At 74.1% G+C, this 16,012-nt stretch carries 11 protein-coding genes; 8 read left to right on the top strand and 3 right to left on the bottom strand.

Annotated elements, in window-relative coordinates; translation table 11 throughout:
- From DEIGR_RS16810 to DEIGR_RS19885, 5 genes are all read left to right on the top strand, one after another.
- Nucleotides 1-459 (top strand): phage tail protein, encoded by a 459-nt coding sequence (locus DEIGR_RS16810; RefSeq protein WP_058979232.1) that lies wholly within the window; start codon nt 1-3, stop codon nt 457-459.
- Between the two features lie 107 nt (nt 460-566).
- On the top strand, nt 567-1,004 hold the full coding sequence (locus DEIGR_RS16805; protein WP_058979231.1) for a hypothetical protein: 438 nt from the start codon (nt 567-569) through the stop codon (nt 1,002-1,004).
- Nucleotides 1,001-1,183: a hypothetical protein gene (locus DEIGR_RS16800; RefSeq protein ID WP_058979229.1), complete on the top strand. Its 183-nt coding sequence runs from the start codon at nt 1,001-1,003 to the stop codon at nt 1,181-1,183. The genes DEIGR_RS16805 and DEIGR_RS16800 overlap by 4 nt, the downstream gene beginning before the upstream one ends.
- Entirely contained in the window at nt 1,180-1,782 is a 603-nt protein-coding gene (locus tag DEIGR_RS16795) for a phage tail protein (RefSeq protein ID WP_236704917.1), read from the top strand. The genes DEIGR_RS16800 and DEIGR_RS16795 overlap by 4 nt, the downstream gene beginning before the upstream one ends.
- A gap of 54 nt (nt 1,783-1,836) precedes the next feature.
- A complete protein-coding gene (locus tag DEIGR_RS19885) occupies nt 1,837-7,188 on the top strand; it encodes an eCIS core domain-containing protein (RefSeq protein WP_083524239.1) in 5,352 nt (1,783 codons plus the stop codon).
- 51 nt (nt 7,189-7,239) lie between these two features.
- Here the strand turns inward: DEIGR_RS19885 and DEIGR_RS16780 are convergent, their stop codons facing one another.
- On the bottom strand, nt 7,240-8,310 hold the full coding sequence (locus DEIGR_RS16780; RefSeq protein ID WP_058979221.1) for a hypothetical protein: 1,071 nt from the start codon (nt 8,308-8,310) through the stop codon (nt 7,240-7,242).
- 77 nt (nt 8,311-8,387) lie between these two features.
- On the bottom strand, nt 8,388-9,155 hold the full coding sequence (locus tag DEIGR_RS16775) for a DeoR/GlpR family DNA-binding transcription regulator (protein WP_058979219.1): 768 nt from the start codon (nt 9,153-9,155) through the stop codon (nt 8,388-8,390).
- 207 nt (nt 9,156-9,362) lie between these two features.
- Between DEIGR_RS16775 and ptsP the strand changes: the two genes are divergently transcribed.
- From ptsP to DEIGR_RS16760, 3 genes are all read left to right on the top strand, one after another.
- Complete coding sequence (gene ptsP / locus DEIGR_RS16770) at nt 9,363-11,855, top strand: phosphoenolpyruvate--protein phosphotransferase (RefSeq protein ID WP_058979217.1); 2,493 nt, start codon at nt 9,363-9,365, stop codon at nt 11,853-11,855.
- Entirely contained in the window at nt 11,852-12,817 is a 966-nt protein-coding gene (gene pfkB / locus DEIGR_RS16765; RefSeq protein WP_236704916.1) for a 1-phosphofructokinase, read from the top strand. Before ptsP ends, pfkB begins: the two co-directional genes overlap by 4 nt.
- Before the next feature lie 70 nt (nt 12,818-12,887).
- Nucleotides 12,888-14,699: a PTS fructose-like transporter subunit IIB gene (locus DEIGR_RS16760; RefSeq protein ID WP_058979215.1), complete on the top strand. Its 1,812-nt coding sequence runs from the start codon at nt 12,888-12,890 to the stop codon at nt 14,697-14,699.
- A gap of 80 nt (nt 14,700-14,779) precedes the next feature.
- Here the strand turns inward: DEIGR_RS16760 and DEIGR_RS16755 are convergent, their stop codons facing one another.
- The gene (locus DEIGR_RS16755) at nt 14,780-15,991 is read right to left on the bottom strand and encodes a sensor histidine kinase (RefSeq protein WP_058979214.1); all 1,212 of its coding nucleotides are present in this window, start codon (nt 15,989-15,991) and stop codon (nt 14,780-14,782) included.
- Nucleotides 15,992-16,012 lie beyond the last annotated feature (21 nt).

The raw sequence follows: 16,012 nt of genomic DNA, 5'->3' as shown, positions 1-16,012 counted from the left end.
ATGACCGCACCCACCCGCAAAGATCCGCTCGTCGCCGCCTACTTCAGCGTCCAGTTCGACAACAAGGTCGTCGGCGCCTTCCGTGAATGCACCGGCCTGGGCAGCGAGAGCCAGGTCGTCGAATACCGCGCCACCGACGAGAAGGGCCGCGCCGTGCTGATCCGCGAACCCGGCACCATGAAGTACAACGACATCGTCCTCAAGCGCGGCATCACCAACGACATGGACATGTGGGGCTGGCGCCAGCAGGTCGAGGAAGGCAAGATGGACGAGGCCCGCCGCAGCGGCACCATCACCCTGCACAACCAGAAGGGCGAACCCGTCGCCGCCTGGACCTTCGAGCGCGCCTGGCCCAGCAAACTCAACGGCCCCACCTACGACGCCAAGAGCAACGAGGTCGCCATCGAGGAACTGACCATCACGCACGAAGGCTACAAGCGCGTGCCCGTCGGCGGCTGACCCCCACCCCGGTGCAGGGCGCGCCCACCCCGCGCCCCGCACCGCCCCTCCCAGTCCATCGACTGGCCCCGCCCCACACCGGGGGCCAGCTTCGGGGGTAACCGAGCGTGAACGAACTGCCCTTCATGCTGCCCGTCGGACTCCTCACGTCCGACGGGCACCTTCACCGCCAGGGTCTCATGCGCCCCGCGACCGCCCTCGACGAGATCGAACCCCTGGGCGACCCGCGCGTGCAGCGCAACGAGGCCTACTACCCACTGCTGCTCCTGGCGCGCGTCACCACCCGCCTGGGCCCCTTCGCGCCCGTCACGCCCGACGTCCTGGCCGCCCTGCCCGCCGCGGACTTCGCGCACCTGCAACAGCTGTACGCCCACCTGAACAGCGGCCACGCCCCCGCCGCCTTCACGCCGCCCACCCACGCACCCGCCACGCCCCTCCCGGCGGCCCTGCCCGACACCTTCCTGCCCGACACCGTCGAGACCGAATGCCCCCACTGCGGCGCCGTGCTGGAACTCGACCTGAGCGCCGACCTGGCGGGCGCGTGAGAGCCCCCGCTCCCGCCCCCCAGACCCCCGGCCCGGCCCAGGCTGAGCAGACGGCCGTCGGCACCCGCGCGCCCAGGCCGCACCTGCCCGACCTGGACGAGATCACGCGGCGCGTGTACGCCCTGATGCTCGAGGACCTGCGCCTCGACCACGTCCGGCGCAGCGGAGGCCAGCCGTGACCCGCCCGCGCGTCACCGCCACCGCGCGCGGCGGCGTGGGCCGCGTCGGCACATCCGCCGGGCAAGCCACGGTCCGAGTGGACAGCCGCGGCGTGCACGCCAGTCACACCATGAGTGCCGAGGCCGCCGCCCGCCGCCTCGGGCTGCCGGTGCCGACCACGCCGCAGAAGTCCGCGCATCAGGTGCTGTCCAACCACCGCTACCACGTCGCCATCGACGGTCTGGAGCAGGCGGCGTTCAGCGAGGTCAGCGGGCTGGCCATCGAGACCGAGACCCTGGATTTCGTCGAGGGCGGCGTGAACGACCGCGTGCTGCGCCTCCCGGTGCGGTCCAAGGTGGGCAACCTGACCCTCAAGCGCGGCGTGGTCGCCGGGCAGCAGCTGCTGCAGTGGCACCTGAACATCGTGCAGGGCTACCTGGACGTCCGCAACGTGACCGTCACCGTGTACCAGACGAGCGGCGCGGTCCTGACGCGTTTCGAACTGCTCCAGGCGTACCCCGTGAAGTGGAGCGGCCCGCAGTTCACCGGCAATGGGGACGCGGTGGCCGTCGAGACGCTGGAACTCGCGCACGCGGGCTTCCTGCAGTTCAGTCAGTAACGCGCGCCCCGCCCCACCCCCTTCCGTTTCCCCCGCGACCCTGAAAGGAGCGCTGTGAATTTCACCGACGAGCGGCTCGCCCGCCTGAAACACGCCACGCGCATGGCCGTCACGCGACAGGACGCCGCCCCAGCCTGGGGACCGGCCCTGCCGGGCGCGCCGCTCGCGCCGCCCCGCCCCATCCTGCCCGCCCCTGCCCTGCCCATGCCGGGCCAGCCGGGCGCGACCGCCGCCACCCTGCCCGGACGGGTCCGCCGCGTTCCCGCCCGGCTGATCGCGCTCCCGGCCGCCGCGCTCCCCACGCCCGGCTGGTCCGACCCGACGTGGCCCGGGGCCGCACCGGCCGAGGCGACCGGGCCGGAACAGACCGGGCCTGAGCAGATCTGGCCCGAGCAGTCCTGGCCTGGGCAGACCCGGGCGGAGCAGACCGGGCTCACGCCGGGCGCGCCGACCTCCCCTGCGTCCCAGGTCGCCCCGGCCGCCGTCCAGCCGGGTCCCGCGCCCCTGCACGCGACCGCGCCGGTCAGCGTGCAGTCCGGCGTGCAGCCCAGCCAGTCAGGTTCGGCACCGGGTGTCCCGCGGCCCGCTCTGCCCAGTGTGCCGGGCGTTCAGCCGACCGGGCAGGCGCCTGCCGCCTGGGACCCGAGCGGCACGGCCGGATTCACGCCCGCCCCGGTGGACCCGTACGGGGATCACGCGGCGCTGCTCGCCGCAGGCCTGAGCGAGACGCCCCCACCCGGCCTGCCCCCCCTCGGGGCGGACCAGTCCCTGAGGCCCACGCCCGGCCTCTCCGCGGCGGCGAGCCCGGCGGTCCCGCGTGATCTCGAAGCGCGCCCGCTGCGTGCCGCGTCGTTCATGGAGGCCCTGGCGCTGAATACCGAGGCGTCCAGCGTCGACGCGCCCCAGCCCGCACCGCCTGCCGCGCCGGTCCACCCGCTGCCGGAGGCGGTCGCTGACGCCCAGCCCGCCCCGGTTCAGCCCATTGCGGCCCGGACAAATCCAGCCCAGACAGCCCCAGTGGCAGGGATGCCGTCGCAGCCCCCACTGGGCTCGGCGGCCGGGCACGCCCCCGTCCCGCCGCGCCCGGCCGCCGAGCCGCTCCGGTCGGAGGACCAGCGCGCCGCTCCAGCCGACGCCGGGCGGACCGCGCTCCCGCCGGGCGAGGCTGCCGAAGCGGGCCCGCAGGTCGCCCGGCCGGTGGCCGCCCAGGAGCCGGGCGTGCCCCCCACCACGGCCTCCCCGCTCACCGACGACGCTCCTCAGTCAACCCGGGCAGCCGTCCCGACGCCGGAACCCACCCTGGCCAGCCCCGCCGTCGAGGTCCCGGCGGCCGACCGGGCGAGCGAGATCAGATCCCCTGACTCCATCGCCGCCCATGCCGTCGCCGCCCATCCCGTCGCGGCTGACGCCGACGCCGTCGATGCCCCCAACGCGGACGCCAGCACGGCAGCCCACCGTGCGCAGAGCCCCGCAGCCTCATCCAGCGCAGCGGACGAGGCCCAGGCGGCCGAGCAGCTGCAGGCGCAGCGGGACGCGCAGGCGCGCGAACGGCAGGAACTCGAGGCGCTCATGCGCGGCGGGAACAACGACATCCCCGTGCGTCTGCCGCGCCGCCCCCGCCCGGTGCCCCTGCGCGCCCCCGCCCCACCCTCGGAGCCGGAGGCGGTGAAGGTCGCGCCGCCCATCCCCACGGACGTGTCGCAGAACATCCTGGCGCGCCTGAACCGCTTCGCGGAACTCGAGGCGGCGGGCGAGACCGACGAGAGCGCCATTCCGTTCGGGCAGCTGGAAAACTGGCAGGATCACCACCCGGAACGCAACGTCACCCCGACCGCCGCACCGGCCGAATCGCCGAGCCCTGCCCCCACGCCCCGCCTGGACCCCGCGCCGCCCGCGACGGGGGGTGCGACCCGCGTCCGGGCGCGCAGCCGACAGGGCCGCGAGCCGCAGGCAGCGCGGCAGTCCCCGGCGGACAGTGACGAGGAACCCGAGCGAGGTTCCCGCCCCGGCGCGGCGCCGGACGCCCTGCACCCGTCGGATGCAGCGGTCCGTCCGGACAGCGCGCCCCTGCCCGTCGGGACGGACGCAGCAGTCCCGGCACCGGCGCAGGTAGCGCCGCCCACGACCCCCAGCGGCACCCCGGGAGCGCAGCCGACAGACCATCCGGCCCGGGCCGAGGTCAATTACGATCCCCTGACGGACTCGTTGCCACCCGAACCCGTGGCGGAGAGACCGGACGTCGCCGTGACGCCCGTCCCCGCTGCCCTGCGCACACCGGCGCAGTCCGCTCCGGTGACGCTGCCGGGACTCGACCCGGTCGCGCCGCCCGCCGTCGCCCGCCAGATCCCGCAGGCCGGGCCCAGGGTCACCCGCGCGGAGGTCAACCGCACCGAGGACAACCGCGCGGAGGTCGCCCACGCCCTGAGCCGCGCGACCGTGCCGGTGCAGTCGACCGTGCCAGTGCAGACGACCGTGCCAGAACAGTCGACCGTACCGGTGCAGACGCCCCCGCCAGTTCCGACAACCTGGCCGGTCAGGACGCCAGGGCCTCACCCGGAGTCCGCGCCGTCCCCGCTGCTCCAGGCTCAGCCTGACCCGGCCGGTCCAGCCGCCGACCGGCCAGGGACGCTCCCTGTCCTCAGCGTCGCGCGGCCTGAAGTCCAGCTGTCCGCAGGGCAGATCACGCCCACGTGGGCCGATCCGGCGCCTGCCGCCCCGCCAGCCGTGGACGTCGTCACCTCACCCGACCCGGCCGGTCCGGCCACCCCGGTGCCCCCACCGGGCGAACCGGTCAGTGAGGCGTCCGTGCCGACGGCCGATGCACCGGGCTCCGTCCTGCGCACGGACGGCGACCCGTCCTGGCCGCCGGGCCGCCCGACATTCCCGGACGCTCGGCTGCACGGGCGACCCGATGTCGGCCCCGCGGATGGCGAAAAGCGGCACCCCAGCATGCCGGTGACCGGTCAGGCAGCGTCCGTGATGGCCCGCGCGGTCGCCACGCAGCCCGGTCCGTCGCTGCCCACGCTCCAGCCGGACCGGGGCGCGGCCCTGACGCCGGACCGTCCGGTGGAGGCGCCGCTGGCCGCGGGTGGGCTGGATGTCCAGGCCACCGTGGACCGCAGCCCCCCGACGGAGCGGACCGGTCCCCCACGGCCCAGTCGGGCGGTGCCCGCGCGGACCGTGCAGGCCCCCACACAGGCAGGGCCACTGGGCGTCCCACGCCCGGTCGCGTCGCTCACCAGACCGCCGATCATGACACCGGCACAGACCACACCCACCACACTGACCCCCACCACCGCGGCGCCGGTCCCGGCAGTGCGGGCGGCGCCGGGTGACGCCCCGGAACGTCGCGGTGTGCCCCCAGTCGCCCCCTCCCCTCGCCGGGCACCGGTACGTTCCGCCACGCCGGGACGACAGTCGGGGAGGCCCGAACCGACCACGCGCCTGCCCGACACCCCCCTCGATGCGGGCACCGCGCTGATCCGGCCGACTCTCCTCGGTGCGCCCGCCGGTGGCCCTGCGCCCACGGACGCCGCCGCCCGCGCGGCCGCAGCAGGGGACGCCACCGCGCCCTTCACGGGGACGGACGACAGGGCGACCCCGGCGATCGTCCCCGCAGGCCTGCACGCGGACAGCCGGGCCGTCGCCGCTGCGCCGATACCCGCAGGGTGGCGCGCGCCCGGGCCGGGGCGGCCGACGGGTCCCACCGGATCGACACCGCGCCCGGATGCCGACGCGATCTCCACGAACCGCCCGGGTGGCGCGGTCGTCCCACCGTCTGCCCCGGGCGTGCTGGCGCCGGTGCTTCCCCGACCTGTGCCGGAGGGTTCCGCACGCCCGCCCGGTCCTCTGTCCGCACCGGGAGGCTGGGGGGCGGCGCTGCAACGGGCCGCGCTGCCCGCGCCGCTCCTGCCGATGCCCGCGCAGGCCACGCTCCCGCCCGTGGTGGCCTTCCCGGCACCGCCCTTCGCGTGGCTGCCAGAGCCGGGACGACCCGTGGCGGCCCCCGTCCCGGCAGCGTTCACACCGATCCGAGCGAACCGGCCGGTGCCCGCGACTGTGACGCCGACCGCTCCGGCCATCCCACCCGGCGCACTCCCCGTGCCGTCCGCCGCGCCGGTCCTGCACCCCGCCGGGTGGCAGCCCGGCCCGGTGCGCCCGGACCGTCCAGATGCTGTCGACTGGCTGTCCGCACCTGCCCCACGGCCCGCCGAGGCGCCGAGTCCAGACCGGACACCGCCAGTCGCTGGCCCTCTCCCACGGGCAGAGGCGACCCGGGCGGCCGATGCGACGGACGCCCCGCCTGCCTGGGCCGCCGAGCCTGCGGACCGCGGCGCCCGGATGCAGCCCGCCACCGGTGCCGACGAGACCCGCCTCGAGCCGGTGCGCCCGACACGCACCGGCTCGGCGGACAGGTCCGCCCCTGACCCGCTGGACGCCGCGCCGGAGCGGGGGGTCCGGCCCGTTCCGGCGCGGCTGGCGCCCGGCGCGCCACTCCTGGCGCCGGGTGCCCCACGCCGCGCGGCACCCGGTCCCCAGCTCCTGAAGGCCGCCCCGACGCCCGGCCGCACCCGCACGGGCACGGATCAGGCGGTCCTGGCGGCGCTGGAGCACGCGCTGGCCCGCGACGGGCACGGCACGCCCCTGTCGCCCGGCGAGCAGGACGCCCTGCGGGGCGTGCTGGGGACCAGCGTCGCGGACGTCCGGGTCGTGCGCCGCCCCGAGGTCACGCCCGCGCTGCGGGCGGCCCGCGCCGACGGCCTGACGGTCGGGGAGACGGTGTTCCTGCCGCACGACGTGCCGCTGGGCAGCGCGGCGGGGCTGGCACTGGCCGCGCACGAGGTCACGCACGCCCGCCGCGCCCGCGATCCGCTGTTCGTCCCGGCAGCCCTGACCCGTCCCACGCAGCCGCCGCGACCGGACGCCAGTCCGCGCCCCGGCCGTCCCGCCGCCGTGGACGAGGAAGGCGTGGCCCTCGCCACCGAACACGCCGCGTTCGCGCAGGCCGACCCCGCACGCCAGTCCAGGGTGGATGCGCCGCGCCGCGCGCCGGGCCTGCCCGCCCCGTGGGAGCCGCTGCCCGCCTGGGACGCACCGGACCCGGCTGCGCGCCCGTCCGTGAGTGCGGACGCGTGGGCACCCGCGGTTCCGTCCGCACCGGCGCCCGTCCAGTCGGTGTCCGCCGCGCTTCCCGCCGCACCGCCCCCGGGCACCTCGCCGCTGTGGCACGCGGCCGCCACTGACCGCGCGCCCGCCCCGGCCGCGAAACCGGCCCGACCGCCCGAGGATCAGGCGGTGGGCCGCCGCGCCCAGCCGCGCAGCAGCGTGGACCTGGATCAGGTGGCGCGCGAGGTGTACGCCCGCCTGCGCGAACGACTGAGTCAGGAACTGCGGCGGTTGAACTGAAGTTCGGCAGGGGCGATCCACCCGGTCACCCTGGGTGGATCGCCCCTGCGGTCAGCGGTCCCAGTACTGAACCGCTGCCTGCGCGGGTGCGTTCACGAGCCGGACGGCGCCGTCACTGCCGTTCGACTGGAAGCGGTAGATCACGGACCACCCGGCGGGCAGGTTCAGGTTCACCTGGCGGACCCCGGATGGGCACTTGGCGGTTCCTCGCAGGGTCACCTGGGCCGAGGCGTACACGAGCGTGACGTACGCGGATTCGGTCGGCTGGTAGCGTTCGGCCAGGAAGAACGAGCTGGTGGTTTCTCCGGCCTTGAGGACCTGTCGGTCGGTGGCTTTCTCGTTCAGCGGGACGAACAGGAGCGTGTCGACGGCAGCCAGTTGCGCCTGCGGGTTGCTGACAGTCACGCCTGATGTGCAGTTGTCGTCGAGGAACACGGCGGGCCAGTCCGCGGCGGAGCGCAGCGCCGGGGCGGGCGGACGGGCGAGGGTGAGGGTGGCCTCGCCCCGGCGGTTGATGGTGCCGCGCACGGCGAGATGTTCGGTGTCGTCGCGGGTGACCGTGCCGTACAGGACACCGGCCGGGTCGAACCAGTTGGGGATGGTGAGCCGGAGGGCAGCGCCGAGAGGTCCGGCAGCCGGGGCGGACAGTGCGGCGTCGGCGGGGGCCGGGCGGGGTTTCCAGTCGGTTTTCAGCTGGCACAGGGCGAGTCGTGAGCGGGTCGCGGCGCGGTCGGGATTTTTCATCCACATGCCCATGAGGTTCACGTTGCCGCGGGTGAGCCTGAACGCGGTGGCCTCGCCGATGGGGGAGCGGACCTCCTGCGCGGTGGTCCAGCCCTGGCTCTTCAGGGCGGTCCTGACGGCGGTGTACGCGGTGACGTCGTTGCGGTCCAGCAGGGTGACGATGCCGTCGTCGTCCAGGCAGGGGAAACTGGTGAGGTCGCCGGATTCGATGCCGGACAGCAGGTTTCTGGCGGTGAACAGGCTCATGGACATGAGGTTCACGTCCTGCTCGGTCAGCTTGACCTGCGCGGCGCCCGGGATGCGCAGGGTGGGGGTGATGGCGGGCGCGGCGTGCGCCGTGGTGACGGCCAGGAGCGCGCTCAGCAGGAGGCGTTTCATGGGGTGATGGTAGCGAGGGCCTCCCGTGGGCGTGACCGCAGGTGCCTCACCCCCGGCGGGGGACGACCCGGAGCGGTTCAGGCGCTGTCGTGGACTGTGACGCCGGCTTCCTCGAAGGCGCAGCGGGCGACGGGTCCGGCGTGGTCGGTGACCCAGTCGTGGATCTGGTTCAGGGTGGCGAAGGTGGCGAAGCCCGTGGGGCCCCATTTGCTGTGGTCGGCGATGAGGACGGTGCGTGTGGTTTGGGTCATGATGGCGGCTTTCTGCTGCGCTTCGATGAGGTTGCTGTTGGTCAGGCCGCGGGTGGGGTCGATGCTGGTGCAGCCGACCAGGAAGAGGTCGTAGCGGTAGCGGCGGATGGTGTCGAGGGCGTCGGGGCCGGTGAGGCTGTACGTGCTGCCGTAGAGTTCGCCGCCGACGACGTACAGGGGGCATTCGCCGTTGAGTTCGTAGGCGACGTCGATGCCGTGGGTGACGACGCGCAGGGTGCGGGTCAGTTGCGGCGCGCGTTTCAGGGCGTGGGCGACGGCCTGGGCGGTGGTGCCCGCGTCGAGGTAGAGGGTCTGGCCGGGCTGGATGAGGTTCAGGGCGGTCTGGGCGAGGCGGGTCTTGGCGTCCTGGTGGAGTTGTTGCCGGTCGGTGTACTGCTGGTCCTGGCTGGCGAGGGCCGCGCCGCCGTGGAGTTTGCGGATCAGGCCGCGGCTGGCGAGCAGGTCGAGGTCGCGGCGGGTGGTGGCGCCGCTGACGCCGAGCGCTTCGGTCAGGGCGGTGGTGCGCATGCGGCCGTTCCGGGAGAGCAGGTCGAGGATGCGCTGGAGGCGGTCCTCCGCGAGGGGAGCGTTCATCTCTGCTCATGGTAGCGCGTGGGGTGTGGGGGGCGCACAGGTGGGTTTCTGCCGTGGTGGTGCGGGTGTCCAGGCAAGGGTGATCGGGGCACTTGATGGTCAGGCTCGTGTCAACTATGATCGAAATTGCTCAAAATTGATCACGATTCGTCAGGAATCGGCAGGCGAGCGGGTGGCTGTCCCGCTCTCCGCACAGGAGAAGCAACCATGATCAACCTCCCCCGCTCACTGATCCGCCTTGGCGCGCAGGCCAGCAGCAAGCAGGCCGCCATCGAACAGGTCGCCGCACTCCTCGCCGACGCCGGGAACGTGGACCCCGCCTACCTGGGCGGCATGCTCGCCCGTGAAGGTCAGGCGAACACCTACCTGGGCAGCGGCATCGCCATCCCGCACGGCACGCCCGACACCCGCCACCTCATCCGCCAGACCGGCATCGCCGTGCTGCAACTCCCGCAGGGCGTCGCCTGGGGCGAGGGCGGCGAGACCGTGCGCCTCGTGGTGGGGATCGCGGCGGCCAGCGACGAGCACCTCGACATCCTGCGCCGCCTGACCCGCGTGCTGGCCGACGACGCGCTGGTCGAGCAGCTCTCGACGACCGCCGACCCGGCCCTGGTGCAGCGCGCCCTGACCGGCGACGCTGCCCCCGAGGAAGCCGCGCCTGTCAGCGGACCGGAGCTGCCCTTCAGCGCGCAGGTCACGCTGCCCAACCCGCTGGGCATGCACGCCCGCCCGGGCACGATGCTCGCCAATCTGGTGCGGCGCCTGGGCGCGCGCGTGCGCGTCGAGCATGGCGGGCAGAGCGCGGACGCGCTGCGCCTGATGGAACTGCTCAGCCTGGGATTGAAGCGCGGCAGTGTCCTGACGGTGCGGGCCGACAGCGAGGCCGCGATGGGCGCCGTGACCGACGCGATCCGCGCCGGGCTGGGCGACGACCTGAGCCTGACCGCCCCGGCCGCGCCCGTGCGGCGCGAGGCCGACTGGCGCCCCACACAGGTCGGGGCGACCATCGAGGGCGTTCCCGCCAGCGACGGCCTGGTGATCGGCCAGACCCGCGTGTACCGCCCGGCCGAACTGCACGTCACGGATCAGCCCGGCGAGGCCGCCGCGCAGGCGCAGGCGCTGGACGACGCGCTGAACGCCGCCGCCGCTGAACTCGACGGCCTGATCGAGCAGCAGGCCCAGGCGGGGCACGCCGACCGCGCCGCGATCTTCCGCGCGCACCGTGAACTCCTGACCGACGAGGGCACCGTGCAGGATGCCGTGAACCTCGTGCTGGACGGGCACGGTGCCGCCTGGGCGTACCAGCGGGCCAGCGGCGAGCGCATCGCGCAGTTGCAGAAACTCGACGACCCGACCCTCGCCGCGCGGGCCACCGACCTGGGCGACGTGCAGCGCCGCGTGCTGCGCCGCCTGCTGGGCCTGGGCGAGGACCACCTGGAGGGCACGGCCCCCGCGATCCTGCTCGCCCCGGACCTGACGCCCAGCGACACCGCCCGTTTCAGCGAGGGCAGCCTGCTGGGCTTCGTGACCGCGCAGGGCGGCCCGACCAGCCACACCGCGATCATCGCGCGCGGGCTGGGCCTGCCCGCCGTGGTGGCCGCCGGGACCGGCCTGCTGGACGTGCCGGACGGCACCCCCGCCATCCTGGACGGGCAGGCGGGTGCCCTGTACCTGAACCCCTCGGCGGCGGACGTGCAGGCGGCCCGCGCCCGGCAGGAGACGCTGCGGGCCGAACTGGACCGCGCCCGCGCCGACCGGCACCGCCCCGGCGCGACCCGCGACGGCGCCCGCGTGGAGATCGCCGCGAACATCAACCGCGCCGCCGCCGCGCCCGGCGCACTCGACGCCGGGGCCGAGGGCGTGGGCCTGATGCGCACCGAGTTCCTGTTCCTCGAACGCGACAGCGTCCCCGCCGAGGACGAGCAGGAACGCGAGTACCGCGCCATGGCCGAGGCCCTGGGTGAGCGCACCCTGATCATCCGCACGCTGGACATCGGCGGGGACAAGGACGTGCCGTACCTGGGCCTGGAACGCGAGGACAACTCCTTCCTGGGCCTGCGCGGCATCCGGTTGTGCTTCGAGCGTCCGGACCTGTTCCTGCCGCAGCTGCGCGCCATCGTGCGCGTCGCCAGGGATCACCCGAACGTGCACGTCATGTTCCCCATGATCAGCACCCTGGAGGACTTCCGCCGCGCCCGCGCGCTGCTCGACGACGTGCGCGCCGAGCTGGACGCGCCGCGCATCCCGCTGGGCGTGATGATCGAGGTGCCCTCGGCGGCGCTGCTGGCCCCTCAGCTGGCGCCCGAGGTGGACTTCTTCAGCGTCGGCACGAACGACCTCACGCAGTACACCCTCGCCATGGACCGCCTGCACCCGCAGCTGGCCCGCCAGACCGACGCGATGCACCCGGCCGTGCTGCAACTCGTGGCGCTGACCGTGCGGGCCGCCGAGGCGCACGGTAAGTGGGTGGGCGTGTGCGGCGGCGCCGCCGGGGACGAGGTCGGCGCGCTGATCCTGACCGGGCTGGGCGTGAAGGAACTGTCAGTCAGCGCCCCGCAGATCCCGGCGGTGAAGGCCGCGCTGCGGCAGCATGACCTCGCGGCGCTGCGCGACCTGGCCGCCCGCGCGCTGACGCAGCCCGACGCGGCGAGCGTGCGCGCCCTGACCCGCACCCTGAATCCCGGCGAGGTCCGCGCGTGAGCGTCACCCCGCGCGTCCTGACCGTCACCCTGAACCCCGCGCTGGACCTGACCGTGCAGGCGGGCGGCTGGCAGCGGGGCGAGGTGAACGCCGCGCAGGGCGCGCAGCAGGACGCGGGCGGCAAGGGCGTGAACGTGGCCGCCATCCTGGCCGACTGGGGCGCCCCGGTGGCCGCGACCGGCCTGCTGGGCCGCGACAACGCCGCGCCGTTCGAGACGCTGTTCCGCGACAAGGGCGTCAGCGACGAGTTCGTGCGGGTGCCCGGCGCGACCCGCGTGGGCCTGAAGATCGTGGACCCCGCGCGCGGCGACACCACCGACCTGAACCTGCCGGGCCTGACCGTCAGCGCCCGCGCGCTGGCGCACCTGCAGGCGACGCTGCGCTCGCAGCCCGCCGGGGTGGAGGTCGTGGCGCTGTGCGGGAGCCTCCCGCCGGGCGTCCACGCGAGCTTCTACGCCGAGGAGGTCGCCCGCCTGCGCGAGCAGGGGCGCTTCGTGGCGCTGGACACCAGCGGCGAAGCCCTGCGCGCCGCGCTGACGGCCGACACGCTGCCGCAGCTGATCAAACCGAACATCCACGAGCTGGAAACGGCCCTCGGGCACCCGCTGCCCACCGACGCCGACGTTCTGGCTGCCGCGCGCGACCTGATCCGCCGCGGGGCCGAACTGGTCGCCGTGTCGCAGGGTGAACGCGGCGCGCTGCTGGTCACGGCCCGGGAGGCCGTGTTCGCCCGCCCACCGCGCGTGACCGTGCAGAGCACCGTCGGCGCGGGGGACGCGACGGTCGCCGGACTGATCAGCGCCCACCTGGACGGCCTGAACCTGGACAGCGCCGCGCGGCGCGCTACAGCCTTCAGCGCGGGCAGCATCACCCGCCTGGGCGCGCACCTGCCGCCCCGCGCGGAACTGGACGCCCTGGCCGCGCAGGTGCAGGTCGAGCCCGCCGGGTCCCTGACCGCCTGACCCCTGCCCCCCACAACCCACAACCCACAACCCACAACCCACAACCCACAACCCACTCTCAGGAGAACATATGGCTCAGATTGTCGCTGTCACGGCCTGCCCCACCGGCATCGCCCACACCTTCATGGCCGCCGAGTCGCTGCGGCGCGCCGCCGCCCAGGCCGGGCACACCCTGCACGTCGAGACGCAGGGCAGCGTCGGCACGCAGGACACCCTGACCGCCGCGCAGATCGCGCAGGCGGACCTGGTGATCCTCGCCACCGACGTGGCCGTGGACGAATCCCGCTTCGCCGGGAAGACCATCGTGCGCGCCGGAACGCAGGACGCCATCCGTGATCCGGGCGCGCTGCTGGCCCGCGCCGGAAGCGCCGGGGCGCCCGCCGCCGCGCCGCAGGCCGGGCCGCTGCACGTCGTGGGCATCACTGCCTGCCCCACCGGCATCGCGCACACCTTCATGGCCGCCGAGGGCCTGGAGGGCGGCGCGAGGAAACTCGGGTTCACCGCGAAGATCGAGACGCAGGGCAGCGTCGGCGCCGGGAACACCCTGACCCCCGACGACATCGCCCGCGCGGACCTGGTGGTCATCGCAGCGGACACGAACGTGGACCTGTCGCGCTTCACCGGCAAGCGCGTGTACGTGACCGGCACGAAGCCCGCCATCAAGGACGGCGCGGCCGTCATCACGGCGGCGCAGGCGCAGGCGGCCGTGCACGGCGTGACGGCGGCGGGCGGCGCGGCCGCCAGCAGTCCCGACTACGTCGCGCAGGCGGCCGCCGCGAAAGCCGCGAAGAACGCGGGCACCCCCGCCTTCTACAAGCACCTGATGACCGGCGTGTCGCACATGCTGCCCTTCGTGGTCGCGGGCGGTCTGCTGATCGCGCTGGCCTTCGCGATCGGGTCGTTCCAGTTCGGGGATCAGGGCATCTTCATCTACGAGGACAAGTACGCCGGGACGCTCGGCAACACCCTCTTCAAGATCGGCGCGAACGGCGCGTTCGGCCTGTTCGTCCCGGTCCTCGCCGGGTACATCGCGTTCTCCATCGCCGACCGGCCCGGCCTCGCGCCCGGCATGATCGGCGGCTTCCTGGCAGGCCTGACCGGCAGCGGCTTCCTGGGCGGCATCATCGCGGGCTTCCTGGCCGGGTACCTCGTGCTGTGGCTGACCCGCAGCATCAAACTGCCCCGCACCCTGGAGGGCCTGAAACCCACCCTGATCCTGCCGCTGCTGGGCACGCTGGGCGTGGGCCTGCTGATGATGTTCGTGATCGGCAAGCCCGTCGCGGCGGCCCTGACCGGCCTGACCGCGTGGCTGCAGGGCCTGGGCAACACCAGCGCCGCCCTGCTGGGCGCGCTGCTGGGCGGCATGATGGCCTTCGACATGGGCGGCCCGATCAACAAGGCCGCGTACACCTTCAGCACCGGTCTGCTGGGCGCCAAGGTCTACGGCCCGATCGCGGCGACCATGGCCGCCGGCATGACGCCCCCCCTGGCGCTGTTCCTGGCGACCCTGATCTTCAGGAACCGCTTCACGAAGGACGAGGTGGAGGCCGGGAAGGCGGCGGGCGTGCTGGGCATCTCGTTCATCACCGAGGGCGCCATTCCCTTCGCGGCGCGTGATCCGCTGCGCGTCATTCCCAGCCTGATGGTCGGCAGCGCGGTCGCCGGGGCGATCAGCATGGCCGCCGGGTGCCTGCTGCGCGCCCCGCACGGCGGGATCTTCGTGCTGTTCATCCCGAACGCCGTCACGAACCTCCCCATGTACGTCGCGGCGATCGTGGCGGGCACCGTGGTCAGCACCCTGATGCTGGGCATCCTGAAAAAACCCCTCGGAGCAGACGGGCTGCCGCTGAACGCCGCGCGCACCCCGGTCGCGGCCGACTGACCGGCGACACCAAAAGCAGAAGGGGGGACCAGTGGATGGTCTCCCCTTTCCGCTTCTGGTATGCCGGTCGGTGGTGGGCGTCAGGTGGGTGCGTGGACCGGGTCGGTGGGCAGCGTGAACCCGAAGGTGGCGCCCTCGCCGCTCACGCCGCTGGCGTACACCTGTCCGCCGTGCCGGTCGATGATGCGGCGGACGGTGGCGAGGTCGGCGCCGGCGCCGGGGTACTCGGTCTGGTGGTGCAGGCGCTGGAACAGGCGGTAGAGCTTGTGGGCGTAGGCCGGGTCGAAGCCCACGCCGTTGTCGGTGACGGTCACGTGCCAGTGGCCTTCGCGCTGCTCGGCGCGGACCTGCACGCGCGCGTCGGGTCGGTCGCGGGTGAATTTCAGGGCGTTGTGGCACAGGCTGCGCAGCACCTGTTTGAGTTGCGCGGCGTCCCCGTTGACGGTGGGCAGCTCGGCGACGTCCCAGGTGACGGGGTGCCCGGCGGTCAGTTCGACCTGCAGGTCGCGCAGGATGGCGGCGAGGTTCACGCTCTGCACCTGCGGGGCGTGGCGTCCGGCGCGGCTGAAGCGCAAGACGCCCTCGATCATGCCGCTGAGGTGTTCGGCGCTGCGTTCGATGATGCCGAGATACCGTTCGCGCTTGTCGGCGTCGGCGGTGCGGGCCAGCCGGGCGAAGCTGAGCATGTGCCGCACGGGCGTGAGGAGGTCGTGGGACATGGAGTACGCGATGTTCTCCAGTTCCTCGTTGGTCTGCAGCAGCGTCTGGCGTTCGCGGCGCAGGGCCTCGGTCTGCCGCTGGACCTCGTCGTGCAGGGTGGCGTTCAGCAGGCGCAGCTGTTCGCGCGCCTGGTGTTCGCCGGTGATGTCGCGGGAGATCACGACGAGCGGGCCGGGCGCGCCGTCACCGGCGGGTTCGTTCAGGGGGGCGATGGTGACGTCCCACCAGCGGGGTTCGCCCTTCATGGTGGGGCAGAAGCCGGAGAAGTGGGCGCCGTGCCCGGCGCGGGCGCGTTCGAAGGCGGCCAGCATGGGTTCGCGCGCCTCGCCCTGCCAGAAGCCGAGCCAGTCGGCGCCCTGGCAGGTGGCGAAGTCGTCGACCTGCATGGCCTGCTGGCCGTTGCGGTTCATGCTGAGCAGCGCGCCGTCGGGGCTGACGATCTTGATGCAGTCGTGGCTCAGGTCGTGCACCTGGTGCAGGTATGTGAACTGCAGGTCGCCCTGCCCGCCGCTGAACAGGGGGGGGTCGAGGGCCACTTCGGGCCGCGCGGGGGTGCTTTCGGACGCGGTCATTGCCTTCATGATACCTGGGGT

The organism is Deinococcus grandis (assembly GCF_001485435.1).
In the GTDB taxonomy this organism is placed as follows: Bacteria; Deinococcota; Deinococci; order Deinococcales; family Deinococcaceae; genus Deinococcus; species Deinococcus grandis.
Note: the sequence above shows the minus strand (reverse complement) of the source record. Positions and strands in the feature narration are given on the sequence as shown.

What these genes read in the sequence shown, in the direction of transcription:
- DEIGR_RS16775 (WP_058979219.1), bottom strand. Translation starts at nt 9,155, where the DNA reads ATGAACGCTCCCCTCGCGGAGGACCGCCTCCAGCGCATCCTCGACCTG.
- ptsP (WP_058979217.1), top strand. Translation starts at nt 9,363, where the DNA reads ATGATCAACCTCCCCCGCTCACTGATCCGCCTTGGCGCGCAGGCCAGC.
- DEIGR_RS16780 (WP_058979221.1), bottom strand. Translation starts at nt 8,310, where the DNA reads ATGAAACGCCTCCTGCTGAGCGCGCTCCTGGCCGTCACCACGGCGCAC.
- DEIGR_RS16760 (WP_058979215.1), top strand. Translation starts at nt 12,888, where the DNA reads ATGGCTCAGATTGTCGCTGTCACGGCCTGCCCCACCGGCATCGCCCAC.
- DEIGR_RS16810 (WP_058979232.1), top strand. Translation starts at nt 1, where the DNA reads ATGACCGCACCCACCCGCAAAGATCCGCTCGTCGCCGCCTACTTCAGC.
- DEIGR_RS16755 (WP_058979214.1), bottom strand. Translation starts at nt 15,991, where the DNA reads ATGACCGCGTCCGAAAGCACCCCCGCGCGGCCCGAAGTGGCCCTCGAC.